General features: G+C 64.2%; 27 protein-coding genes. 15 read left to right on the top strand and 12 right to left on the bottom strand.

Features of this window, described 5'->3' with window-relative positions; genetic code table 11:
* Positions 1 to 5 precede the first annotated feature (5 nt).
* From EJ068_RS00765 to EJ068_RS00745, 5 genes are read left to right on the top strand one after another with little or no spacing between them, the layout of a single operon-like run.
* Positions 6 to 1,256, top strand: a complete 1,251-nt coding sequence (locus EJ068_RS00765) for a VWA domain-containing protein (RefSeq protein ID WP_127253499.1) — start codon at positions 6 to 8, stop codon at positions 1,254 to 1,256.
* A 57-nt stretch (positions 1,257 to 1,313) separates the two neighbouring features.
* Positions 1,314 to 1,652, top strand: a complete 339-nt coding sequence (locus EJ068_RS00760) for an XdhC family protein (protein ID WP_127253498.1) — start codon at positions 1,314 to 1,316, stop codon at positions 1,650 to 1,652.
* Positions 1,653 to 1,658: 6 nt separating this feature from the next.
* A complete protein-coding gene (locus tag EJ068_RS00755) occupies positions 1,659 to 2,363 on the top strand; it encodes an XdhC family protein (protein WP_127253497.1) in 705 nt (234 codons plus the stop codon).
* On the top strand, positions 2,360 to 3,976 hold the full coding sequence (locus EJ068_RS00750; RefSeq protein WP_127253496.1) for a molybdopterin-binding/glycosyltransferase family 2 protein: 1,617 nt from the start codon (positions 2,360 to 2,362) through the stop codon (positions 3,974 to 3,976). The genes EJ068_RS00755 and EJ068_RS00750 overlap by 4 nt, the downstream gene beginning before the upstream one ends.
* A 33-nt stretch (positions 3,977 to 4,009) precedes the next feature.
* The gene (locus tag EJ068_RS00745; RefSeq protein ID WP_127386254.1) at positions 4,010 to 4,891 is read left to right on the top strand and encodes an alpha/beta hydrolase; all 882 of its coding nucleotides are present in this window, start codon (positions 4,010 to 4,012) and stop codon (positions 4,889 to 4,891) included.
* Between the two features lie 15 nt (positions 4,892 to 4,906).
* Here EJ068_RS00745 and EJ068_RS00740 read toward each other — a convergent pair whose 3' ends face one another.
* Positions 4,907 to 5,956: a DUF1176 domain-containing protein gene (locus EJ068_RS00740; RefSeq protein ID WP_127253737.1), complete on the bottom strand. Its 1,050-nt coding sequence runs from the start codon at positions 5,954 to 5,956 to the stop codon at positions 4,907 to 4,909.
* Between the two features lie 142 nt (positions 5,957 to 6,098).
* Here EJ068_RS00740 and EJ068_RS00735 point away from each other — a divergent pair, with 142 nt between their 5' ends.
* Positions 6,099 to 6,605 carry a DUF1993 family protein gene (locus EJ068_RS00735; RefSeq protein WP_126082508.1) on the top strand — a complete coding sequence of 169 codons (507 nt, stop codon included), beginning with the start codon at positions 6,099 to 6,101 and terminating at the stop codon, positions 6,603 to 6,605.
* Between the two features lie 59 nt (positions 6,606 to 6,664).
* Here the strand turns inward: EJ068_RS00735 and EJ068_RS00730 are convergent, their stop codons facing one another.
* Complete coding sequence (locus EJ068_RS00730) at positions 6,665 to 6,829, bottom strand: DUF1127 domain-containing protein (protein WP_095818565.1); 165 nt, start codon at positions 6,827 to 6,829, stop codon at positions 6,665 to 6,667.
* Between the two features lie 93 nt (positions 6,830 to 6,922).
* The gene (locus EJ068_RS32455; protein ID WP_189342723.1) at positions 6,923 to 7,087 is read right to left on the bottom strand and encodes a hypothetical protein; all 165 of its coding nucleotides are present in this window, start codon (positions 7,085 to 7,087) and stop codon (positions 6,923 to 6,925) included.
* Positions 7,088 to 7,218: 131 nt separating this feature from the next.
* Between EJ068_RS32455 and EJ068_RS00725 the strand changes: the two genes are divergently transcribed.
* The 3 genes from EJ068_RS00725 to EJ068_RS00715 all read left to right on the top strand — a co-directional run bounded on the left by EJ068_RS00725 (position 7,219) and on the right by EJ068_RS00715 (position 10,159).
* Positions 7,219 to 7,677, top strand: a complete 459-nt coding sequence (locus EJ068_RS00725) for a hypothetical protein (protein ID WP_127253738.1) — start codon at positions 7,219 to 7,221, stop codon at positions 7,675 to 7,677.
* Between the two features lie 114 nt (positions 7,678 to 7,791).
* On the top strand, positions 7,792 to 8,859 hold the full coding sequence (locus tag EJ068_RS00720; RefSeq protein ID WP_127386252.1) for an aldo/keto reductase: 1,068 nt from the start codon (positions 7,792 to 7,794) through the stop codon (positions 8,857 to 8,859).
* Between the two features lie 34 nt (positions 8,860 to 8,893).
* Complete coding sequence (locus EJ068_RS00715; protein ID WP_127386253.1) at positions 8,894 to 10,159, top strand: cysteine desulfurase-like protein; 1,266 nt, start codon at positions 8,894 to 8,896, stop codon at positions 10,157 to 10,159.
* On the opposite strand, the gene EJ068_RS00710 is transcribed toward EJ068_RS00715, so the two are convergent.
* Genes EJ068_RS00710 through EJ068_RS00690 form a run of 5 tightly spaced genes read right to left on the bottom strand, consistent with a single transcriptional unit; the run spans position 10,156 to position 15,240 of the window.
* Positions 10,156 to 11,184 (bottom strand): histone deacetylase family protein, encoded by a 1,029-nt coding sequence (locus EJ068_RS00710; RefSeq protein ID WP_127252849.1) that lies wholly within the window; start codon positions 11,182 to 11,184, stop codon positions 10,156 to 10,158. The genes EJ068_RS00715 and EJ068_RS00710 overlap by 4 nt on opposite strands.
* A gap of 2 nt (positions 11,185 to 11,186) precedes the next feature.
* Positions 11,187 to 11,690 carry a GNAT family N-acetyltransferase gene (locus tag EJ068_RS00705; RefSeq protein WP_129554442.1) on the bottom strand — a complete coding sequence of 168 codons (504 nt, stop codon included), beginning with the start codon at positions 11,688 to 11,690 and terminating at the stop codon, positions 11,187 to 11,189.
* A gap of 3 nt (positions 11,691 to 11,693) precedes the next feature.
* On the bottom strand, positions 11,694 to 12,203 hold the full coding sequence (locus EJ068_RS00700) for a DUF523 domain-containing protein (RefSeq protein WP_127252847.1): 510 nt from the start codon (positions 12,201 to 12,203) through the stop codon (positions 11,694 to 11,696).
* Positions 12,204 to 12,226: 23 nt separating this feature from the next.
* On the bottom strand, positions 12,227 to 13,594 hold the full coding sequence (locus EJ068_RS00695) for an aspartate aminotransferase family protein (protein ID WP_127252846.1): 1,368 nt from the start codon (positions 13,592 to 13,594) through the stop codon (positions 12,227 to 12,229).
* Complete coding sequence (locus tag EJ068_RS00690) at positions 13,591 to 15,240, bottom strand: N,N-dimethylformamidase beta subunit family domain-containing protein (RefSeq protein WP_127252845.1); 1,650 nt, start codon at positions 15,238 to 15,240, stop codon at positions 13,591 to 13,593. Before EJ068_RS00690 ends, EJ068_RS00695 begins: the two co-directional genes overlap by 4 nt.
* A gap of 149 nt (positions 15,241 to 15,389) precedes the next feature.
* Between EJ068_RS00690 and EJ068_RS00685 the strand changes: the two genes are divergently transcribed.
* Positions 15,390 to 15,638: a ParB N-terminal domain-containing protein gene (locus tag EJ068_RS00685; RefSeq protein ID WP_127252844.1), complete on the top strand. Its 249-nt coding sequence runs from the start codon at positions 15,390 to 15,392 to the stop codon at positions 15,636 to 15,638.
* A 173-nt stretch (positions 15,639 to 15,811) separates the two neighbouring features.
* Here EJ068_RS00685 and EJ068_RS33030 read toward each other — a convergent pair whose 3' ends face one another.
* Positions 15,812 to 16,018 (bottom strand): hypothetical protein, encoded by a 207-nt coding sequence (locus tag EJ068_RS33030; protein ID WP_245463309.1) that lies wholly within the window; start codon positions 16,016 to 16,018, stop codon positions 15,812 to 15,814.
* A complete protein-coding gene (locus EJ068_RS00680; protein WP_245463308.1) occupies positions 15,972 to 16,835 on the bottom strand; it encodes a 2OG-Fe(II) oxygenase family protein in 864 nt (287 codons plus the stop codon). The genes EJ068_RS33030 and EJ068_RS00680 overlap by 47 nt, the downstream gene beginning before the upstream one ends.
* Positions 16,836 to 17,019: 184 nt before the next feature.
* Here EJ068_RS00680 and EJ068_RS00675 point away from each other — a divergent pair, with 184 nt between their 5' ends.
* Entirely contained in the window at positions 17,020 to 17,415 is a 396-nt protein-coding gene (locus EJ068_RS00675) for a GFA family protein (protein ID WP_127252843.1), read from the top strand.
* Between the two features lie 129 nt (positions 17,416 to 17,544).
* Complete coding sequence (locus EJ068_RS00670; RefSeq protein WP_127252842.1) at positions 17,545 to 17,757, top strand: hypothetical protein; 213 nt, start codon at positions 17,545 to 17,547, stop codon at positions 17,755 to 17,757.
* A 19-nt stretch (positions 17,758 to 17,776) separates the two neighbouring features.
* On the opposite strand, the gene EJ068_RS00665 is transcribed toward EJ068_RS00670, so the two are convergent.
* Positions 17,777 to 18,709, bottom strand: a complete 933-nt coding sequence (locus tag EJ068_RS00665) for a hypothetical protein (protein ID WP_127252841.1) — start codon at positions 18,707 to 18,709, stop codon at positions 17,777 to 17,779.
* A gap of 205 nt (positions 18,710 to 18,914) precedes the next feature.
* Between EJ068_RS00665 and EJ068_RS00660 the strand changes: the two genes are divergently transcribed.
* Together EJ068_RS00660 and EJ068_RS00655 are read left to right on the top strand one after the other, a co-directional pair.
* Positions 18,915 to 19,787 (top strand): undecaprenyl-diphosphate phosphatase, encoded by an 873-nt coding sequence (locus EJ068_RS00660; RefSeq protein WP_127252840.1) that lies wholly within the window; start codon positions 18,915 to 18,917, stop codon positions 19,785 to 19,787.
* A 72-nt stretch (positions 19,788 to 19,859) separates the two neighbouring features.
* Positions 19,860 to 20,645, top strand: coding sequence for a phosphodiester glycosidase family protein (locus EJ068_RS00655; RefSeq protein WP_127252839.1), 786 nt, complete (start codon positions 19,860 to 19,862; stop codon positions 20,643 to 20,645).
* Between the two features lie 27 nt (positions 20,646 to 20,672).
* On the opposite strand, the gene EJ068_RS00650 is transcribed toward EJ068_RS00655, so the two are convergent.
* Positions 20,673 to 21,644, bottom strand: coding sequence for a Tim44 domain-containing protein (locus EJ068_RS00650; protein WP_127386348.1), 972 nt, complete (start codon positions 21,642 to 21,644; stop codon positions 20,673 to 20,675).
* Positions 21,645 to 21,952: 308 nt separating this feature from the next.
* Here EJ068_RS00650 and EJ068_RS00645 point away from each other — a divergent pair, with 308 nt between their 5' ends.
* The gene (locus EJ068_RS00645; protein WP_127251309.1) at positions 21,953 to 23,095 is read left to right on the top strand and encodes a GH25 family lysozyme; all 1,143 of its coding nucleotides are present in this window, start codon (positions 21,953 to 21,955) and stop codon (positions 23,093 to 23,095) included.
* The last annotated feature ends 169 nt before the right edge of the window (positions 23,096 to 23,264 follow it).

Here is a 23,264-nt window from a genome sequence, read left to right as displayed (position 1 = left end):
GCGCGATGCCCGTTTCGCGTCCGGAACCCAAAGAGGCGCGCGCCGATGGGCGCATCGCCGACAACATCGTCTATTTCGCGCGCGCCTTGCGCAAGGCTGGCATGCGCGTCGGCCCAGCCTCGGTGAAGGACGCCATCGAGGCGGTGCTTGCCGCCGGCATCGGCTCGCGCGACGATTTCTACTGGACGCTGCATGCGGTGCTGGTCTCGCGGCACGAGGATCATCCGGTCTTCGACGAGGCTTTCCGCCTGTTTTGGAAATCGCGCGAGCTGATCGAGAAGCTGCTGGCGATGTTCTCGCCGGTCGCCCTGGACACAAGCGAAAAGCAAAAGCCGCGGGCGGCGGAGAACCGCGTCAGCCAGGCGATGTTCGAAGGCCACCAGAAGAGCCAGCCGGCCCGGGAAGTGCCGGAGATCGAGGTCGATGCGCGGCTCACCTTTTCCGGCAATGAGGTGCTGCGCGGCAAGGATTTCGCCCAGATGGACGCCCGCGAAATGGCCGAGGCGAAAAAGGCGATCATGGCCTTGCAACTTCCCTTCGACCTCGTCCGCACGCGGCGCTTCAGGGCCGACGCGCAGGGGCGCCGCATCGATCCGCGCGCCATGATGCGCTCGGCGGCGCGCACCGGCGGCGCGCTTATCCTGCCGAAATTCCGATCGGCGCGCGAAGTGCATCCGCCGCTGGTCGTGCTGGCCGACATTTCGGGCTCGATGAGCCAGTACACCCGCATCTTCCTGCATTTCCTGCATGCCCTGACGGAGAAGCGCCGGCGCGTGCACGCCTTCGTCTTCGGCACGCGGCTGACCAATTTGACCCGGCAGATGCGCCATCGCGATCCGGACGAAGCGCTTGCCGAATGCTCGGCGGCGGTGAAGGACTGGTCGGGCGGCACCCGCATCGGTGATACGCTCGCCGAATTCAACCGGCTGTGGTCGCGGCGCGTGCTGGGGCAGGGCGCCGTGGTGCTTCTCATCACCGACGGGCTGGAGCGCGACGACGTCACCGGCCTGTCGCAGGAGATGGAGCGGCTGCACAAATCCTGCCGGCGGCTGATCTGGCTCAATCCGCTGTTGCGCTTCGACGGGTTCGAAGCGCGTGCCCGCGGCGTCAAGGCGATGCTGCCGCATGTCGACGAGTTCCGCGCAGTGCATAATCTCGATGCGCTGACCGATCTTTGCACCTCGCTCGACCGGCGGCCGGCGGCTTCAGTCGATCCGCGCCGCTGGCTGCGAACTGGCGGGAGGCGGGCCGCATAGCCATATGCTCTGTCAGGGAATGTCCCGGCGGGAAAACAGACTTTGTGAGAAGCGACGATGGATGAGAGCGTTTATCTCGATGAGGCCCGCGATCCGCTGATCATCGCGGAGAGTTGGATGAAGGACGGCAAGGATGTCGCCATCGCGACCGTGGTCGAGACCTGGGGTTCGGCGCCGCGTCCGGTCGGCAGCCACCTGGTCATCGACGCCGAGGGGAATTTCCATGGCTCCGTCTCCGGCGGCTGTGTCGAGGGAGCCGTGGTGACCGAGGCGATCGACGTCATCGGCTCGGGCAAGGCCAGGATGCTGGAGTTCGGCGTCGCCGACGAAACGGCCTGGCAGGTGGGCCTTTCCTGCGGCGGCCGCATCAAGGTCTATGTCGAGCGGCTGGGCTGATCTTTCATGGATCCATATGTTCTCAAGACCCTCAACGAAGAACGCCGCGCCCGCCGCGCCGCGGTGCTTGTCACCGACCTTGGCGACGACCGCGACCGCATCGTGCGCGAGGGCGACCATGTCGCGGGCGATCTCGGGGCGGCAATCGCCAATGCGTTCCGCACCGGCAATTCGCGGTCGGTGGAGGCGGAAGGGCGGACCTTCTTCCTCAACGCGCATCTGCCGCGCCCGCGCCTCGTGGTGATTGGCGCGGTGCATATCAGCCAAGCGCTGGCGCCGATGGCCAGGATCGCCGGCTACCCGGTCGAGATCATCGACCCGCGCACCGCCTTCGCGACCCCGGAGCGCTTTCCCGACGTCGCGCTGCATGCCGAATGGCCGGAGGATGTGCTGAAGCGCGCGCCGCTCGACAGCTACACGGCGCTCGCCGCAGTCACCCATGATCCGAAGATCGACGATTTCGCGCTGAAGGCGGCGCTCGACGCCCGCTGCTTCTATGTGGGCGCGCTGGGCAGCCGCAAGACCCATGCCAAGCGCGTCGAGCGCCTGCTGGCGCTCGGTGCCGGCGCCGACCAGATCGCCCGTATCCACGCGCCGATCGGCCTCGACATCGGGGCGGCAAGTCCGGCCGAGATCGCCGTTGCGGTGCTCGCGCAGACCATCCACGCCTTCCGCTCGCGCGGTCTGGAAGCAAAAGGCGCCGTGGCGTGAAATTCGGGCCGGTTCCGATCGACGAGGCGGAAGGGGCGGTGCTGGCTCATGCGACGGCCGCGGGCGAAAAGCGGTTCCGCAAGGCGCACCGGCTGAGCCGCGAGGATGTCGCTGCACTGAAGGCAGCGGGTGTAGTCGAGGTCGTCGCGGCGGTGCTTGGCGAGGGCGATCTCGGTGAGGATGCCGCCGCCGCGAAGATCGCGGCCGCCATGAGCCACCGCAACATCGAGGTCAAGCCGGCCGCCACCGGGCGAGTGAACCTGCATGCAGGGGCCTCGGGCGTGTTTACCGTCAATGCCGGGATGATCGATGCCATCAACGCCGTCGATCCGGCCATCACCGTCGCGACGTTGGCGCAGCATGCGCCGGTCGAGAAGGGCCAGATGGTCGCGACGGTGAAGATCATCCCCTTTGCCGTCGCCGCAAACCTGGTGGACAGCGTGGTGAGGATTTGCGCCGGCCGCGAGATCTTTGCAGTCAACGCCTATCGTCCCATCACGGTCGGCGTCATCCAGACGGTGCTTCCGGGCGTCAAGCCGAGCGTGCTTGACAAGACGCTGCGCGTCACCGAGGCGCGGTTGGCGCGTTCCGGCGGCCGGCTGACGGCCGAGCGGCGCACGCCGCATGAGATTGCCCCGGTCGCCGCGGCCGCGACCCAGCTGGCGCGCGACAATGACATGGTGGTGATCTTCGGCGCCTCGGCGATGAGCGATTTCGCCGATGTCGTGCCGGCCGCGATCGAACGTGCCGGCGGCACCGTCATCCGCGCGGGCATGCCGGTCGATCCCGGCAATCTGCTGGTGCTCGGAACACTCGACGGCAAGCGCGTCGTCGGCGCGCCCGGATGCGCGCGCAGCCCGAAGGAGAACGGCTTCGACTGGGTGCTCGATCGCCTGATTGCCGGGCTCGATGTGACGGCGAGCGATATTGCCGGCATGGGTGTCGGCGGGCTTCTGATGGAAATTCCGACCAGGCCGCAGCCGCGCGAGCCGACGCCGCACCCCGCCAGGTCGGCGCTGAAGGTCGATATCGTGATTCTGGCGGCTGGACGTTCGAGCCGCATGGGCGGGCCGAACAAGCTTCTGGCGCTGTTCGACGGCGAGCCGCTGGTGCGCCGCACCGCTTCCCGCGCGCTGGGCTCAAAGGCCGCCAGCACCATCGTCGTCACCGGCCATCAGCGCGAACGCGTGCGTTCAGCGCTTGGAGGCCTTGAGGTGAAACTCGCCGACAATCCCGATTTCGCCGATGGCCTGGCCTCGTCCTTGAAGGCGGGCATTGCGAAGGTCGCGCCCGACGCGGCCGGCGCGATGATCGTTCTTGGCGACATGCCCGGCGTTTCGTCGAAGGACCTCGACAGCCTGGTCGATGCGTTCCGCCGCTCCGGCGGCCACGCGGTCGTGCGCGCCTCGCACCAGGGCAAGCGCGGCAATCCGGTGCTTTTGCCGCGATCGCTTTTCGCGGCGGTTGCGCAGCTCGAGGGCGATACCGGCGCGCGGCATCTGGTCGAAGCCGAGGGTCTCGACGTCATCGATGTCGAGATCGGGCAGGGTGCATCGATCGACGTCGACACGCGCGAGGCGCTGGAGGGGGCGGGCGGCGTCCTGCAGGATTGACAAACCGAAGCCGAATTTCGCATGCCTCTCGGCATGTCATTGCGCTTCCTCTTCGCCCTGCTCGTTGCAACCGGTTTTGCCGTCCAGGCTGCCCACAGCCAGACGCTTTCGCTAAAACCGTTCAAGGACGACCTCTTCGCTTATCCGGCGGCGCTGTCCACCGGCGATAATGGCGCCTATACGGTGCTCGACTATCATGAGATGCGCGACATCAACCAGCGCGACGAGGTGCCGGAAAAGCGGGTGCGCGCGCAATATACCGACCCCGGCGTGCGCAAGGTGCAGCGGGACCTGATGTTGAAGACCGACGCCGGCGATGTCAGGCATGTCGCGGTCGGCAGGACGGACGGCGCTTCCATCATCGTGCTCTACCTGCATGGGCAGGGCGGCAGCCGCAAGCAAGGTGTCGACGATTTTACTTTCGGCGGCAACTTCAACCGCATCAAGAATCTGATGGCCGCCAATAACGGCCTCTACCTTTCGCCGGATTTCCCCGATTTCGGCGACAAGGGCGCGGCGCAGGTCGCTGCGCTCATTGATCACTACGCCCAACAATCGCCCGGCGCGAAGATCTTCGTCGCCTGCGGCTCCATGGGCGGCATGATCTGCTGGAAGCTCGCCGCGCGCAAGGATACGGGCGGCCGCATCAACGGGCTGCTGCTGCTCGGATCGCTGTGGGACGACAGCTTTCTCACCAGCCCTGCCTGCAAGCGCCGCGTGCCGGTGTTCTTCGGCCAGGGCAGCCATGACGTGGTCTTCCCGGTGGAAAAGCAGGAAGCCTTCTTCCGCTCGATCCTGGCCAAAAAATCCTATCCGACACGCTTCGTGCGCTTCGAGACCGGCACGCACGGCACGCCGATCCGCATGGTGGACTGGCGCGGCACACTGAACTGGATGCTGACGAAAGCGCCGTGACCCTTCTGTCGAGGCTCAAGGCGCAGTGTTGTAATCGATGATCGTCTGCGGATTGATCTCGCCGTCATAGGAAGCATCGACGTCGTACTGGACGAGTGAGAAGTCACCGTTGCGGAACAGATAGGTCCCCGATGACGAAGCATCCCCGACGCCACGCCATTTGTCGGATGTGGTGATGGTTTTCGTGTTCTCGTCATAGTCCGAGTTGGTTGCCCAGCCGCTGGTCTTGAAACCGATGATGTGGATCGACTCGACCTTGCCTTCGCTGTTGTTGTTCTCGTAGCGGATATCGAGATCCGGCTCGGTGAACTGCAGCTGGGTCACGCCGTTGACGTCATCGGCGATGTAGTAGACCGCGGTTTCGTTATAGGCGGCCATCGAGCAGAAGAAGCGGAACAGCCGCGTCTCGCGCTCCGGGTCGGCGGCTTGAGCGTCCTTGTCCTTGTATTGGACCGAATGGGCCTCTGGCTCACCGATTGGCTTGCCATCGGGATCCTGTTTGTCGCACTGCCCGCCATAGGTGGCGAGAAACGCCTTCTTGGCCTGCTCCAGCGCCTCGTCCTTCTTCGGCGGCGGCGGGCCGTCGCCGCAGCTTGCCGGCACGGCGCTGTCGAAATCCTCCGTCGATGGCTTCAGCGCACCCTTGTCGATGAAGATCGGCTGGAAAGGCGGCTCCTGAATTTGCGCATTGACCTGGCGGACCGTGTAGCAGCCCGCGAAAACCTTGGCCTCGCCCTTCTTGTCGGTCGCCTGGATAGCGACCGGGACGCTGTAATAGATGCTGCCGGCGGCACCTTCGTCCGATACAGCGCCGGTCTTGACGTCGACGGTATCGGTGCCGTCATAGCCTTTCACGAAAGCGTTGAAATCCTTGGCTGGCTTCGTATCGCCGAAATAACCCCAGGCGCGGGCGAATTCGTGACGATTGATGGCGCTGTAAAGCGAGCGGATGACGGCGTCGGCGCTGGACCTGTCGTCGATATAGGGCGCATCGGCCGCAAACGCGGACTGGCCGATACTGGACAGGGAAAAGAAGGCAGCCACAGCGAGAAAGATATGTCTCATCGGGAATCTCCGCTCGATAACGAAAATACTACCATGGCGATTGCGGCGGCGCGGTGACGTGGAAGCATGACCGCTTGAAGAATCGTGACCGGAGGCGTTAGGTCACGGCCCGCGGCGCTGGGGCCGCCTTGGGAGAGTGCTCGTGACTATTTCCATGTACGATATTTCCGTCGGCGTCTTTTCCGCCCGGCTGAAGGCGCTGGCCAGCGTGCTGACGGCGGCGGAGCAGAATGCCGCTGAGCGCAAGATCGATCCGCAGGTGTTCCTCACGGCGCGATTGGCGCCGGACATGTTTGCGCTGGCCAGGCAGGTCCAGATCTCCACCGACCATGCCAAGGGCGCGCCGTCGCGGCTCGCCGGCCGCGAGGTGCCGAAATATGAGGACAATGAAGCGAGCTTTGCCGAGCTGCAGGCCCGAATCGCCAAGACGCTCGATCACCTGGCGACGTTCTCGGCGGCCGATCTGGAAGGTTCGGAGGACAGGACGGTCGAATTAAGGCTTGGCGGGCGCGAAACCACGCTGCCCGGCCTGCAGTACCTGCTGCATGTCGCGATGCCGAATTTCTATTTCCACGTCACGACGGCCTACGACATCCTGCGCCACAATGGCGTGCCGCTCGGCAAGCAGACCTTCCTGGGAAATCGCTGAATTTTGAGCAGGTTGAAGGTTTCCCGGCAGCCCGGGAAACCTGTTTGGCTCAGCGTTGTTCAGCGGGCCGACATTTCGCGCGCGATGCGCGGAAAGTCCGCCGGCTTGATGCCGATATCGGCGCGGTCGGCATTGCTCATCGCATTGAGAAGCGCGAGCGCCGCGCGGTAACGCTGGTGTTCTTGCGGCCGTGGCCGAGCGAACATTTCAGTGAAGAACCCCATGACTCAATAGCCCCTATTGGTCCTCCCAACGTCAAAGTATAGGCGGTTTTTTTAAATTGTGCAGTGCAGCAATTGCATGGCTGCCATGCCGCATCAGATTTTTTCCGCCACAATCGATTTTCCGCGAAACTTTTCGGCAGGCTCAATCGTAGGCGTTGGTGCCGGCACTTGGCCGGCTTTTTCCTCGCCACTCCTGGCGACCTTGCCGGACTGCACGAAATGCGGTCCGGCTTTTTGCTTGATGGCTCCGGTCGGCAAAATGCCTGCAATTGTTAACGTCGCCAGAAGTCATTTTTAACGAGGGCGCCCTATCTTCAAATGGCGTCAATGCATGCCGTCACGAGAGGGAGGCTGAGATCGGCACCGGGAACAAGCTCGATTTCGCTTCGTTGCTCGACGACCTGATCGTCGCCTCGGAGAAAGGCGAGGAAGAGGGCGCCCGGCCGTCTATCCCGTTCGACTATCTGTCCGTTGCCGATGAACTTCATTCCGGCCGCATCAAGGTTGCCGGTGAGAGCGTCGCCGCCGAATACCGCGAATCCGGCGCCGATCTTGCCGCGGAGTTCGCAGCACTTCTCGACCGGGCGAAACTGACGCTTGCGGGCGAAGAGCATTGGCCCGAGGAAAAGCTGCCGTCGATCGATCCCGAAGCCATTGCCGGCGAGCTCGGCCTCGACCGGCCGGCCAAGAATGCCGATTTAGGCCGTATCCGTCGCAATTTCGCTTTCGCCAACCATCCGGACCGGGTCGCGCCGCATCTGCGCCAGCGCGCCATGATCCGCATGCAGGTGGCCAACATGCTGATCGACGAGGCGAAGCGACGGGCCTTGGCTGGGGCACGCCGTTAGCCGCGCAGTTTACGCAAAAAGTCGAAGACTGCGGGCTTGGAGAAACTCCGGCCTGTGCTTTATGCTTGAACTTCCTCCCCGCGCTGTCCGCGCAAAACTCCCGCCGGAGATCTCATGCATAAACGCCGCCTCGGTCGGACCGACCTCCTTGTTTCGCAAATCTGCCTCGGTTCGATGACCTGGGGGCAGCAGAACACCGAAGCGGAGGGCCACGCGCAGATGGACCTGGCGTTCTCGCGCGGGGTGAATTTCATCGACACGGCCGAGCTTTACCCGATCCCGCCCAAGGCCGAGACGCAAGGGCGGACCGAGAAGACCATCGGCAGCTGGATGAAAGCCAATCGCAACCGCGACAAGGTCATCCTTGCCTCGAAAGTGGTCGGCCGCACGGCCAACACCTGGTTCCGCGGCGATCGTCCCTCGAAGCTGGTGCGCGCCGACATCTTCGACGCGGTCGAGAAGTCGCTGGCCAAGCTCGGCACGGACTATATCGACCTCTATCAGATCCACTGGCCGGACCGGGACATTCCCTGGGGCTCGAATCCGACGCGCGTGGGAGCGGTGGCGCGGCGCCCGGATGCGGCAGGCACTCCGGGAGGCGAGACGCCTGTTGCCGAAACGCTCGCCGTCTTCGACGAACTGGTGAAGGCCGGAAAGATCCGCCATCTGGGTCTCTCGAACGAAAGCTCCTGGGGTGTCATGCGCTTCGTCTTCGAGGCCGAAAAGGCCGTGGGTCCGCGCGTCGCCTCGCTGCAGAACGCCTACAACCTCGTCAACCGCACCTTCGAGGTGAACCTTGCCGAGGTCTGCGAACGCGAGGAGATCGGGTTTCTTCCCTATTCGCCGCTGGCGCAGGGCTATCTCACCGGCAAGTACGATCATGGCGCGCGGCCGCAGGGCTCGCGCTCGCAGCTTTTTAACCGCGGCCAGCGCTACGAGACGCCGAATGCGGCGGAAGTGCTGCTTCAATACAACGAGCTGGCGCGCTCCTTCGGCATGGAGCCGGCGCTCTTCGCCAACGCCTATGTGGCGAGCCGGCCCTTCGTGACGGCGAACATCGTCGGTGCGACCACCATCGCGCAGCTCGAGACGGCGCTGTCCTCGGTCGACGTCACCTGGACGGAAGAGATGCAGAAGGCGGTCGACGCCATTCACCAGCGCGTCGGCAATCCGTGTCCTTGATCGGAATCGTTTAAAAAACAAAGGGGTGGAGACGATGGCAGAGTTTCCGATCGAGGCCGTGCGCGGCAGATTTCCGGCGCTTTCGCTGACCGATAAAGGGCGCCGGCGCATCTATCTCGACAATCCCGCCGGCACGCAGGTGCCATTGACGGTAGCGGACGCGGTGTCGCGCTGCCTGCTCACCACCAACGCCAATCTCGGCGGGTTCTTCGAAACGACGGTGGCGGCGCAGCAGGTGGTCGACGCGGCGCATGCGGCGATGGCCGATTTCCTGAACGCATCAAGCGTCGAGGAGATCGTCATCGGCGCCAACATGACGACGCTCACCTACCACATGTCTCGCACGCTTGGCCGCACGATGAAGCCGGGCGACGAGATCATCGTCACGCGCATGGACCATGAAGGCAATGTCTCGCCCTGGCTGCAGCTCGCCGAGGATCTTGGCCTGGTCGTGCGATTCCTGCCGTTCGACGAGCGGAGCTGGCAGGTGGAAGAGGCAGCGCTGAAGGCGCTGCTGTCGGACAAGACGCGGCTCGTCGCGCTGAATTACGCGTCCAACCTCACCGGCTCGATCAACCGCGTGCAGGCGCTGACGGCGGCAGCTAAACAGGCCGGCGCGCTGGTCTATGTCGACGCTGTGCAGTTCGCGCCGCATGGGCTCATCGACGTGCAGGCGCTCGGTTGTGATTTCCTGATCTGCTCGGCCTATAAATTCTTCGGGCCGCATATGGGCATATTGTGGGGACGCCGTGACGTGATCGACGGCCTCAAGCCCTACAAATGCCGCTGTTCGTCGAACGGGCTGCCGGAGCGGTTCGAACTCGGCACGCCACAGATCGAGCTGATGGCCGGGCTGACGGCGGCAATCGACTATTTCGCTGATCTCGGCGCTGCCGCCGGCGAGGGCGGGTCGCGGCGGCGGCGGATTGCCAAGGCATTCGACGTTTCGATCGCTTACGAGAACGCACTGGCCCGGCGACTGATCGAAGGCCTGTCCGATATCGAGGACCTGATCATCCGCGGTATCACCGATCCGGAGCGCCTCGCCGAGCGGGTGCCGACCGTTTCCTTCACGGTCGAGGGCATCGCGCCGGAAACAATCCTGCGGCAGATGAACGCCGAGAATATCTTCCTGTGGTCGGGCCATAATTACGCGTGGGAGATCGTCCACCAGCTCAGCATTCCAGCCGAGCAGGGTGTCGTGCGCATCGGCATTGCCCACTACAACACGGCGGCCGAGATCGAGGAGACGCTGGAGAGCGTGCACCGCGTGATCGCGATGCTGCGGCAGGAGCGCTAGTCCTTCTTGCTGCCGAAGCCGGTCAGGAACGCTGTGAGGTTGTCGCCCAGCGCATCGCAGAGATAGCCGCCTTCCTGGACGATGATCGTAGGCAGGCCGAGCCCGGCAATCGCTTCGCCGATGCGCGAGAAGCCTGGCGTCGTCACCGATAGGCCGCCGAACGGATCGCCTTCGAAGGCATCGAGGCCGAGCGCAACGACCAGCGCTTCCGGCGCGAAGGCGCGGATGCGTTGGAAGGCCGTCGCCAGTGCTTCGAGAAAAGCCGCGTCGCCGGATTTGCGCGGCAGCGGCAGGTTGAGATTGTAGCCGAGGCCGGGACCTTCGCCGCGTTCGTCGGCATGGCCCCAGAAGAACGGGTAGAAGCGCACCGGATCGGCGTGCAACGAGACGGTCAACACGTCGGGTCGGGCATAGAAGATGCCTTGCGTGCCGTTGCCGTGGTGCAGGTCGACATCGAGGATGGCGACGCGGGCGGAACTCTTGCGCAGAACCTGCGCGGCCACGGCCGAATTGTTGATGAAGCAGAATCCGCCGGCGACATCGGCGAAAGCGTGATGTCCAGGCGGACGGCAGAGCGCATAGGCCGACGGCGCGCCGGCCATCACCGCCTCGGCGGCTTCGACCGCGCTCCAAGCGCTCCACAGCGCGCTGTTCCAGGTCTCGGCCGAGATCGGGCAGGCGGTGTCGGCCATATGGTAGCCGGCCTGGCCGACCGCCGAGGCCGGATAGGAGCCGTTGCGAGCGATCGGGTGGATGTTCGGGATCACCTCCGCCGAAGCGCCTTCGATGCGCTGCCAGCGCGTGAAGATGTTTTCGAGGAAGTCGAGATATTCAGGCGTATGCACCGCCGCGACCGGGCCAAGCCCGTGATTTTTCGGGCGTTCGACCGTCAAACCGGCCGATCTTGCGCCGGATAGCAGTCTCTCCACCCGCTCCGGCTTTTCCGGATTGGGCTGCGGCGCGCCGCTCGAAAGGAAAGCCTTGGGATCGTGGCGCTTCTGCTCTTCGGCATAGAAGGCTTTCATCGTCATTCCTCCGGAGCGTCGGCAAAGGCGAAAAAGGCATCGCCGACGATCTTCTGCACCTGTTCGTAACTCGACCGGCCGATGCCCAGTTTCTCATAGAAGGCCTTGGCGGTCTCGTTGTCGGTATCGACGGAGAGCCTCAGATAAACGCCGCCCGCCGCGCGGCACTCTTTCGCGACGCGCCGCAGCAGTTTCTCGCCGATGCGGCGGCCGCGAAAGCGGTCCTCGACATAAAGATCCTGCACATAGACGCCCGGACGACCCATCCAGGTCGAGAAGATCGGGAAATACAGGCAGAGCCCGGCGAATTCGCCGCCGATCTCGGCGATCAGGGTCGAGAAGGCGGGCTTTTCGCCGAAGCCGTAAGTGCGGAGGTCGTCAGCGGTGGATTTGATCTCCTGGTTGGCGCCAATATGGGCGCCGAGACGCAGCAGCGCGGCGTAGATTGTTTCGACGTCGTCGATGGTACCGGGACGGTGCAGAATGTCGGTGGCCTGCTGCGGCATCGGTCAGTCCGCATGTCCGGCGGCGCTGGAGCCGATCAACAGATCGTCAAGCTCGCCGATCCTGTCTTCGGAAAAGACACGGATACCGTTTTCCTCGAGCAGCGCGGTAGTCGTGCCTTGGCCAGCCACGCGGGCCCTTGAAAAGCTCCCGTCATAGATAAAACTGCTGCCGCATGATGGGCTGCCGTCCGTCAATACGGCATAGCGGCATCCGGTTTCCCGGGCGAGGTCGAGCGCCAGTTGCCCGGCTTCGCGGTAAAGGCGGGTGACATCGCTGCCGGTTTGCTCGATCACTCTGCCATGGCCCTGCTGGACCGCATGGCCGTCGCCCGCGCCCTGGATTTCCGCCGGCGGACGCGGCGTCGAAAAACCTGCCGCTACCTCTGGACAGATCTGCACGATCCGGCCTTCCGACTGCCACCGCGCCAGTACGGGATGGTGATCGAGCCGAAACGAGCCGTTGTAGCGCACCTTGCTTCCGAGCAGGCAGGCCGAGACAAGCACTCTCTCCATATCGGCTCTCCCTTGGCGAGGGCTCAGTGATTGACCGGCAGGTCAAGTTCGGCGGCAAGTGCCTCCAGCGTGTCGCCAAGCACCGCGATAATCTCGCCGATCTGTTCGCGGGTTGTGATCAAAGGCGGGCAGACCATGAAATTATCGCTCACCGGCCCGCCGCGCACGCGCCGCGAGTAGATGATGAGTCCACGCTCGAAGGCCAGATCGATGAGCCGCAAATTGGCGTTGAGATTCTGTGGCAACGGCGTCCTGGCCAAGGGGTCGGCGTAGAGCTCCGCACCCATGAACAGGCCCTTGCCTCGCACGTCGGCAACGAAAGGAAAGCGACGCGACAGCGCTTCGAGTTCGGCCCTCAGCACTTCGCCCATGACAGCGGAATTCTCGACCAGGCCAAGGCGGTCGACCTCGCCGAGAACGGCAACGCCGGCCGCGCAGGCGACGGGGTTACCGCCATAGGTATGGCCATGCAGGAAGCCGCCCGCCGTAACGACCGGTCCGACGATCCTCTCCGTCGCGGCAAGCGCCCCCAAGGGCGCATAGCCGGAGCTCAGCCCTTTCGACAGCGCAACGATATCCGGCCGGCAGCTCCAATGGTCGCCGCTCAGGAACTTGCCGGTGCGCCCGATGCCGGTCATCACCTCGTCATGGATCAGCAGGATGCCGTAGCGGTCGCAGATTTCGCGGATCCGGGCAAAATAGCTTGCGGGTGGGACCAGTGCCGCGGTCGCCGCGCCGCCAATCGGCTCCATGATGAAGGCAAGCACGCTTTCGGGGCCTTGTTCCAGGATCTTTTCCTCAAGCATGTCAGCGTAGCGGACGCCGCGCTCTTCCAGCGACAGATTATCTTGGTCGCGATGGACAAACGGGGCCGGCACCAGCGGCATCGGCTGTCCGAGCGGGTCGAATGTCCTGGTCAGGACATCGTCGCCGGTGACGGCAAGCGTGCCAAGCGTGATGCCGTGATAGGAGGGCATGCGACCGATGATTTTCCAGCGCTTGTCCTGGCCTGTCGCGACCGCCCATTGGCGCGCGAGCTTGAGGCAGGCCTCGACCGCCTCGGAACCGCCGGAAACGAGATAAATGCGCTCGAGCCCGTTCGGAAGCCGCTCGGCCAAGTTCCGCGCCAGCGCGACGGCCTGTTCATTCTCGAATTGGAAGATGTAGGCGAAGCTGACGCGGTCAAGCTGCCGCTTCATCGCATTGATGACGTTGCGATTGCCGTGACCGACATTGACGTTGACCGCGCCGCTCGATCCATCGATGTAGCGGCGGCCGCTCTTGTCCCACAGATAGATGCCATCGGCGCGATCCACCATCGGCTGGGGCCGTCGCGTGAAGTGGAAAAGGTTCGGCCGGCTGACGGTTTTGATCGACGGCGCAGTGTTCATTTGCCCCTCTCGTCTCGGCCAAGATAGCGGTCGAGAACATTCTTGGTCACGCGTTCGACCATCGCGTCCTGCCTTAGCAGGCCGGCGACCCATTCGCAGCTTCCGGCATGGAACACCTCGCCCTTGCCGCGCGGGAAATGGACGATCATGCCGTTGCCGCGCTTGACCTTGTCGAGATTGGCGTCGCTCGCCTCGCCGAAAAGCGTCTCGGCGGTGAAGCGGCCATCCTCGTCGGTGAGGAACTGGTCCTTGATCGGGATGTCGGCGCTTTCCTCAACCTGGCTCGCCATGCCGACCGCCAGCACCTGCAGGCCGTCGGGCGCGCCGCTGTCCGCGGTTGGATAGGGCAGGCCGCCGCGGATCTCGAAATCGAGGCCGTCGACCTCATAGCCATAGACATGGCTGTCGGCGCCGAGCAGGTCGCCATAATAGATGCCGGTGCCTGCGAAGGCCCAGTGCTCGGGACGGTAGACCGGAAAGCCGCGTACGCCGCGCGGGGCGCAGCCGCCCCAGCCGGCATAGACGCCTCGCGTCGCATTGAGGCCGAAGGTGGCGCTGCCGGGGCGGCCGATCTCGGACGCTTCCCAGGAATTGGTGGCGCGGGTGACGTCACCGCCGCGATAGGCCGGGTCTTCCGCGCGCGCCTTGTACTTGTAGCAGACCTGGCGGCGGCCTTGGTCTTCCAGCCTCGTCTGCCACATGAAATTGCCGGCAAAGCGCGCCGCATGCCCGCCGCGGGTCACATAGTTGTCGACCGCGTCGCGCATTTCCCAGGTCCAGTACTCATCGTGGCCGACGAAGACGACACATTCGTAACCATCGAGGATCTCGGGCGAGAAATGCAGCTCGTGCTGGCTGGCGAGATCGACCTGGTAGCCGGCGCGTTCGGCGAAGCGGAAGAAATGGCTGTCATAGCTTGCCCAGCCGGAGGAGGCGTATTTCTTCGAATGCCCAGTGGCGAAGGCCCATTCCATATGCGGGTAGCGCGGCACGGTCTTCGGCGGCATGGCGACTTCGACCGGCACGCGGGGCGCGTCCTTGGGCAGCACGACGAAGCCGCGGCACCAGGGACGCTGGGTCGATACGATGGTCGCGTATTGGTCGCGGTTCGGGCCGGTGATGCCCTGATAGTGGTTCGAGCCGCCCCAGGTGTTGTAGGCGGTCCAGGTGCCGGTGGCGGCGACCTGCAGCAGGCGGCCCGGCTTGCGGCCGGGCCGGGGCGCGACGATGAAGAGATGGTGGCTGCGGATTGGATTGCCGTCGCGGCCTTCGGCAAGAAGCGCGATGCGATAGGCGCCCGACGGCCAGTCGTCGCCGATGCGGAATTCGAACGACGCCTCCCAGCCGCAACCTTCGACCGAGCATTGGTCGGGCGTATCCTGCCAGCGCGCCGACAGGCCTGCTCCCTCGAAGACCTTGGTCTCGGCGGCGCCGTCGCGGATGACGGCGATGCTGAAGTGCGGCGCCGACGAACTGACGAAAAGCGTGACGATTTCGCCCGGACGATAGGAAAACCGGTCGCTGTAGCACCAGATCTCACCGCGCTCGCCATCCATCCCCGGCCATTCGTAATAATGGCCGCGTACCGCCTCGCGGCGCTGCTCGGGCGTCAGCCCGAAATCGGGAAATTCGGTGAGCAATTGCATCAAGCTGGACCTGAGATCACGAAGCCGTCATTGAGACCATCGGCCGGCCAAGCGTCAAATGGAAAGCATCGGGCCAGCAGGTACCCGCGTTTGTCGATATCCGGCAAACGGATTATTCATTGGGCGTTGTTCAGTGCCAGGGAGCCGACATGCTGCGTGTGCAAAAGGTCAAGGTCGACGACATCTACGTGCCGACGGCGCGCCGCAAGACGCTGCACCCCGAGACCGTGCGCTATCTTGCCGAGGATATTCTCGAGAACGGGATGAAGACGCCGATCCAGGTGCGGCACGACGGCAAGCGCCACATCCTGGTCGAGGGACTGCACAGGCTCGAAGCCGCGAAATGGCTGGGCGAGACCATGATCGATGCCTATCTCGTCCAGGCCAAGCGCCACTAAGGTGTGTCGATATTCAGGTGATGCCGGCCTGCAAACGCCGGCTTTCTGCGCTCCCGGTGCTCACGTACTCAAAAGTACGCTCCGCTCCGGTTCTCGAAAGCCACCGTTTTCGACTCGGCCTGACCTGAATCTCAACACACCTCAACCGGCTGCGGTCTCTAAGGATTGCCGATCTACGAAGCCTTGGCCCGCCGCGGCTGGCGCAGATGCCTGACGCCGCTCATTTCGACGAATTTCGTCGCCGTGTCCCAGAGATAGTCGCCATAAAGGAACGGCTCGAAGGGCTCGGCGCCCTCGAGCGGCAGGGGAGCGATCTCGGCGTCGACGCGTGGCTCATAGAAGAACGGGATCGAGAAGCGCGCCTGTTTGGGCGCGATCACCCGATGCCGGGTCGCCCGCACCCGGCCTGCGCTCCAGCAGCTGTCCGAAATTGACGGCGAGCGTGTTGTCGGCGGGCGGCACGTCGATCCATTCGCCGGCAAGGTTTTTTGCCTGCAGGCCTTCGACGCCGTCCTGCGCCAGCAAGGTGACGAAACCGGAATCGGCATGCTCGCGGCCGATGATGGTCCGCATCTCGCCTTTGTGGAGTACGGAGAAGTCGGGACCGCTGAGGTCGACGCCGCTGTTCGGGTCACGCAACGGGTAGCGGATCAGGCGCAATGTCGAGATGCCGCCCTCGAAATCCTTATCGAAAATGGTCTCGGTCAGCCCCAGGCCGCGCGCGACCGAGCGCAGCAGCGCATTGCCGACCGTCGCCATCGCCTTGTAGTAGCCGGCGGCAGCCTCGCGCCAGCTGGGCAGGGTGCTTTCGGGCGGGAGCGGCGTGGCCTCGCAGAGCGGATCGCCGGTATCGAGGCCGGAGGGTTCGGTCCGCGCGTCGGCGATGTCTGGCCCTATGTCGATGCCTTCCTTATAGGACACGGCGCCCGGCTGCAGCGGAAACCAGCCGCGATAGACATTTTCCTTGGTGCGGTCGAAATTCCAGCGCAGCAGCTTCTGCTTTTCAGCGTCCGGTAGCGAAAAGATCGCCAGCAGTCGCGCCCGGTTCTGCGGCGTCAGCCAGTCGTCGCCGGGAAAGTCGCGGATCGCCATGAAGCCGATGCCGGAGGCCGCGGCCATGATCCTCGAGTCGGTCTGGTCGCGGGCGGGCGAGTGACCGAACAAGGGTGCGATCGCGATCGTGTCGATGTCGGCCATCAGTCTTCCTCCCGTCGGACGCCATAAGCAGGGCGCGGCGGCGGGCGATTGTCAATCGCAGGCAACTGCGCGTCATTGGGCCACCCGTATCAGCGCAGGCGATCGCATCCCATCAGTGTTTTTTGTTTGACCCTCTCATGCCGGCCGCTACCTTGCCGGCATTTCCTCGAAACGGGTGTCGGTGATGGCGAGATATGAGGGCCGGTGCCTGTGCGGCGCGGTGCGTTACAGGGCCGAAGCGGAGCCGATCAACGAGCGCGTCTGCCATTGCCGGATCTGCCAGAGGGCGATCGGCGCGGCCTTCAACGCGCGACTCCTGTTCCGCATCGACGATGTGACCATCGAAGGGCCGGTGGCGACCATCAACTCCACGCCGGACCTCAAGCGCGGCTTCTGCGCGGCTTGCGGCACAACCCTGTTCTCGCGCCGCGATTCCAGAAACATTCTCGGCGTCACCTCCGGCTCGCTCGACGACCCGTCGCTGTTCAAGCCGGACATGCATTTCTGGACTGCCTCGAAGCAGCCCTGGCTGATGCTCGACGATGGCCTGCCGCAATATGAAGGCGCGCCGCCGGCCTGAGTCATTGCGACGCATCTCTGCACAAAAATTTCATCTCCGCTGCACGACATAGCCGGCAAAGCGTCATTGGCGGGCCATCTTTGGCTGCCTATGTAAGCGCCATGCGGGCAGGCATCGAGGAGGCGACGGATGAGCGAGAGCATCAACACCCTGGACGAGCTTTTGAACGACCCGATGATCCAGCTCGTGATGGCGCGCGACCGCGTGCGGCCGGCCGAGCTTCGCCTGCTCCTGGAAAAGGCGCGAGACAAGGCCGGCGATGATTCCCGTATCGACCAGGCTTCGGTGCCGCCGGCCCATGTGGTGGCAAGAAGCTGCCTGAAGCAGTGGCTGCACCGCTGAGGCAGTTCCAGGAAAATGGTCAGCTCGAATACGCCGGCAGGTAAGCGTAGTGATTGCGTAAATAGGCGAGCTTGAAGCCGAGCCGGTCGTAGTTGCGATAGGCCGGTCCGTCGCGGTCGGGGAGCGGCGCCTCGATATCGGCGACAAACAGCTTCGCGCCGGCCGCAATGCCGTCGCGAACCAGCCTTTCCCCAAGCATGGCATCCAGATCGAAGCTCGGCGCCATGATGCCAGGTACCGGCGCGTCGATGCCGCTCCAGGCGGCGCCGTCGGGGCCGATGAAAAGCGAGCGCACCGCGGCGACCGCGCCGCCACGTTTCAGCATGTAGTGGCGCCAACCCTTGCGGCCGACAAGCGCGGTGAGCCAGGGCGAGGTGGGGAGCCTGTATTTGGCATCGATGAAAGAAGCCCATTCCGAAGCCGTCCTGGGGGTCACCTCCTCGATAACGGGATCATCTACCGGGATCAGCGGGTCGCGCGGGAAGAGCGGTTCGGCTGGCAGCGGCGTCGCGTCGCGATAGATGCGCTCCCAGCCGCCCTGATGCTGCAGGCCGCGCGCTTCCAGCCAGCATCTCAGCCGCGCCGGCTCGGTGTGCGGACTGGTGTAGAACCACGGCCGCATGATGCCGGCCTCGCGATAATGCGCAAGCAGCGCGTCGAGCTGTTCCTCGGTCGCCGGACCATCGACGCCGATATTCTTCACGCAGTTGAAATGGATGAACGGGATCGTCGTGCAGGTGGTCCAGACCAGATCGCCCTCGCTCGCGATCGACAGCCCTTGGCGTGCCGCGAAATCGGCGGGCGCCGCGTCGTAAAGGTCGCGCCAGGCCGCGACTTCGGCGCGCTCGATGGCGCGGCTGAAGTCACGCGATACCTCCTCGATCGCGATTTCCGGGGGGTGCGTCTCCAGCGGCACGACAGGCTCGAGTTCCGAGAGGGCGGCGGTCGACATGGCATGCTCCTCCGATATGCCTTACAGTGTAAGATTAGCGAATGATAATATGGTGCCAAGCGTTGTCAAGCAGGATTAGCGGCACCTTACAAATCCGTGAGTTGGAATCACGCTATCGTGAGGCTAAGCCTGTCCTCGTGGGGCTTTTCGAATGACGATTCACTTTTGCCTCGGAGGAGACCGAGGCCCGGGGAAAAGGGTTGAGATGACCGACGTCTGCACTCAAGGGTTGGATACCGGCTTTGTCGGCCTGGGTTATGCCAAAGTGGCATTTCTGGGCATCGTGCAAGGCATCACCGAATTGCTGCCGATCTCGTCCACGGCGCATATGCGCATCGTGCCGGCGGTGCTCGGCTGGCAGGATCCCGGATCGGCCTTCTCGGCCGCGATGCAGCTGGCGGCGCTGGCGGCGGTGATCAGCTATTTCTGGAGCGATGTCAGGGACGTGCTCTTCGGATCGATCGCGGCAATCTCGCGCCGCGATTTCGGCGACCGCTATTTCCGCCTGGCGATCAGCATCATCCTTGCCACCATCCCGATCATCATTGCCGGCCTTGCGCTTTCCGGAGTGCTCAACGCCTGCAATTCGCCGCTGCGCGGGCTCGCCGTTATCGGCTGGGCCTGCATCGCCATGGCGATCCTTTTGGCGCTCGCGGAGATTTTCGCCAGCCACAAGCTGATGTTGCGCCAGGCCTCGATCCTCGACGCGCTGCTGGTGGGCGTTGCCCAGGTCGGCGCGCTCATTCCCGGCGTCTCGCGCTCGGGCTCGACGCTGACGGCGGCGATGGGGCTGGGCTTCGCCCGGCCGGAGGCGGCGCGCCTGTCCTTCCTGCTCGGCCTGCCGGCAATCGCGCTGGCCGGCCTCAAGGAGCTCTACGAACTGCACAAGGTGCATCTCGACGCGCATGGCTGGTCGATCCTGGCGGTCGGCCTCGTCGTCGCCTCGATCTCGGCCTTTTTCGCGATCTGGGGGCTGATGCGGGTGCTGGAGCGCTTCTCCGCCTGGCCGTTCGTTATCTATCGCGGCCTGCTTGGCGTGGTGCTGCTGGTCAGCGTCGCGGCCGGCTGGTTGACCTGAAGCAACCCGGGAAATCCACGCAGCGGCCTCGGCCGAATCCGCTATACCGATGCTGAGGAGCGGGATGCGCTGATGGATCTTGTGACCCTGCTGAACTCGGTTCCTTTGCTGGCCACGCTGGTGAAATCGGGGGTGCCTGCCGCCGTAGGCGCGGGCATCGGCCTCGGCCAATGGCTGGCGGCGCTGCCGCCCTGCCGCAACCAGACTTTCGAGAACGCGACGTATCTGGTCTGCGAGGCCGATCCGAAGCATTTCTCCATCGAGTTGTTCTGGAAGAACAAGGATGGCGACTTCTACCGATCGCTGCACAATCTGCGCAGCGCGCAGCAAGCGGCGGGGCGCAACCTGCTGTTCGGCATCAATGCCGGCATGTATCATCCGAACCTCGCGCCGGTCGGGCTTTATGTCGAACGCGGCGAGCAGGTCACGCCGGCGAAGACCGGATCGGGAACCGGTAATTTCTCCATGCAGCCCAACGGCATCTTTTATCTCAGCGCCGGCAAGGCAGGTGTTCGCGCGACCAAGGATTATCTCAAGCGTCCGCCGCGCGTGGATTACGCGACGCAGTCCGGGCCGATGCTGGTCATCGACGGCAAGCTGCATCCGAAATTCCATGCGGACGGCACCTCGCGAAAAATCCGCGATGGCGTGGGCGTGCGCGCCGACGGCGTCGCGGTTTTCGCGATCTCGGACGATGTCGTGACCTTCCACGAATTCGCGCGGCTGTTCCGCGACCAGCTCGGCTGCCCGAACGCGCTTTTCCTCGACGGTTCTATCTCGAGCCTCTACGCGCCCGGCATCGGCCGCAACGACGATTTCTGGAATCTCGGGCCGATGATCGGGGTGTTCAGGAAGTAGTCAGAGCGCTTGCTGCGCGCTTCCAGCTTAACCGGACGCGTCCTGGATCGCGGACAGCAGCCATGGTCCTCCGGCCTGGCGGGCGAAGGTCCACAGCTCGGTCGCTTCGACCGGATTGTTGGGATCGCCCTTCTCGACGGCGCCGGTCTGGCGGTTTTGCATGGTATCGATCGCCGACCAGCGCATCGCCACGGTGGCGTAGTCGCGCGAGCCTTCCCGCCACGCCTCCGCCACTTCGCCCTTCAGCAGCCTAAGGTTTGTAACCTCGTTCTTGAGGCCGTGGGTCGCGTTGTCGGCCAGTTCCTCCGAAAGGTAGGAAACCATTTCGGGGGTCGTCAGCCGGCGCAATCCCTGGTGATCCTCACGAGTGAAGGCAGCCTGCACCTCGCCAAGGATTCGTTCGAACGCGTCGCGATCAGCGTCAGTGATGCCGATTTCATCGGCTCCTGATGCGTCAGCGGAGCCGAAGCTTGCGGCGTTGGACGAATAGCTGGGCGGCGCGCCGCCCCAGCCTTGCCGTCCGAACGGAACGCCGGCGTTTCGCATATTGGCAGGCGCGGCATTGTCTCGATTGAGGAAGCGCATCGCCAGCATCACGAGGCCGCCGATCAAGAGCAGCTGGAAGATGAAGCTCAGCCCGCCGCCAATGCCGCCGAAACCATGGCCCAGCATCATGCCGAACAGGCCCTGGAAGAACAGTCCTCCCACAAGGCCGCCGACAAAACCGCCGCCGAAACCACGCCAGAAGCCGGGACGCGCGGAGCCGGGAAACGACTGCGATGATGGGATGGACTGGGTGGTTTGTGGCGTCATCGAGCGCGTGACAGGCGCCGTATAAGGGGCCGTCCTGGTCGGCGCGGGCGCCTGATAGGTGCGGCTGCCACGGCTGCCGAAGCTGCCGCCCATGCGCGCCTCGGCGGTGCCGATTGAGACGGTCCCGAGCGCCATCAGCAGGATCATGAGGATCGACGCGACTTTGATCGTTCGTGACTTCGACATTAAGCACAGTCCTTGAGTACGCTTCGCTTTTGCGCGAGCCCCTTATATGGGGTGCCAGGCGAGCCAGGTTTAGCCCCTGCTTCAATGCGGCTGCCGATCCGGCGACGATCGTCCTGATACTAGGCTCGCTCGCGGCTGTGCCTTCGCGCGGGGCGAGAGGTGACGGGGACACACCCCGAATCGGCCACGACCGTCGCGCCAAAGGTAAATTTTGATTCAAACTTTGTTGGTAATTTCTCGTTAGGAATGGGGCTACCGGCGGCGCTGTTCCTGCCTTCGGTCTGTTTTGTCTTGCGTACAGGTCAAAGATGCGGATTTTTGGCGTCGTCAGTTTCGTGCTCGCAGCGCTTTGCCTTGCCGGCTGCTCGTCCACGTCGGGCGCCGATGCCCTGCAACTGCCGTCCAACGAGACGACGAGCTCGGTCGTGCGGCCGAGCGCGCCGGTTTCGAAGGGCATGAGGACGGTCCGGCGGGAGAAAACCGTCGAGACAGCGTCGATGTCGGGCATGGCGCGCATCACGCCGCCGGCGCCGCTGCTCGACGAGGGCAACGCGAGTCCCGGCGACGAGAATTCGCGCCTTGGCGACGAGAATTCGCGCCCCTTCGGCCTTGCCGAGGAGGAGACGGTAAACTTCCCTGCGACCGACCTGCCGGACAGCGTCGAGCCGCCGGTGCAGGAGGCCGCGCTGGTCTCGCCGCCGAAGCGGCTGTCGCGCGCCGCGCCAGCCATGCTTGCCGGCCCGGTCACGCGCTATGCCTTCCGCGACGCCAAGCCGATCAATTTCGGCCGCTCCTCGCCGCGCCATCTGGCCGTGCATGGCGTCGACGTCTCGCGCTGGCAGGGCAATATCAATTGGAGCAAGCTGCGCGCCCAGGGCGCCAACTTCGCCTATATCAAGGCGACCGATGGCGGCGACCATCTCGACCCGATGTTCATGAAAAACTGGCGCAACGCCGACGCCGCCGGGTTGAAGCGGGGCGCCTATCATTTCTTCTATTGGTGCCGCACGGCGGGTGAGCAGGCCGACTGGTTCATCCGCAATGTGCCGAAGATGGACGGCGCATTGCCGCCGGTGATCGACGTCGAGTGGAACGGCGAATCCTCCTGCAGGCGCAAGCCTTCGCGCGAAAAGGTGCTGGAGAAGATGCAGGTGTTCATGGACAAGCTGGAGCGCCATTACGGCCAGCGCCCGATCATCTACACCAGCCCTGATTTCTATCGCGACAATTTGCGCGGGGCCTTCCTGGATTATCCGTTCTGGCTGCGCGCCGTGGCGGCGCATCCGTCAAAAGTCTATCCGGGCCGCAAATGGCTGTTCTGGCAGTATTCGGGCTCCGGCCTGTCGCATGGCGTGACAGGCCGCATCGACCTCAACGTCTTCCACGGCGATGAGCGGCAATGGCGCGCCTGGCTGGGCGGCGGCGGCCAGATGATGGCCGACGCGGACTGAGGCGCATCCGATCGCCTCGGCTATCTCCGTGGCAGATGTCGCGACTCCGCCATCGTCACATAGGCGAGCACGGCCATGAAAGTCGCGAAATAGGCCACAATGGCGGTGACGACGATTAGGCTCTCTGTAGGCATTTCCATCTCCTCGGAAAGAACGGCCGAGGAAACAA

Source organism: Mesorhizobium sp. M2A.F.Ca.ET.043.02.1.1, assembly GCF_003952405.1.
Classification (GTDB): domain Bacteria; phylum Pseudomonadota; class Alphaproteobacteria; order Rhizobiales; family Rhizobiaceae; genus Mesorhizobium.
The sequence above is the reverse complement of the archived record's forward strand: the minus strand, read 5'-3'. Positions and strand labels throughout refer to the sequence as shown.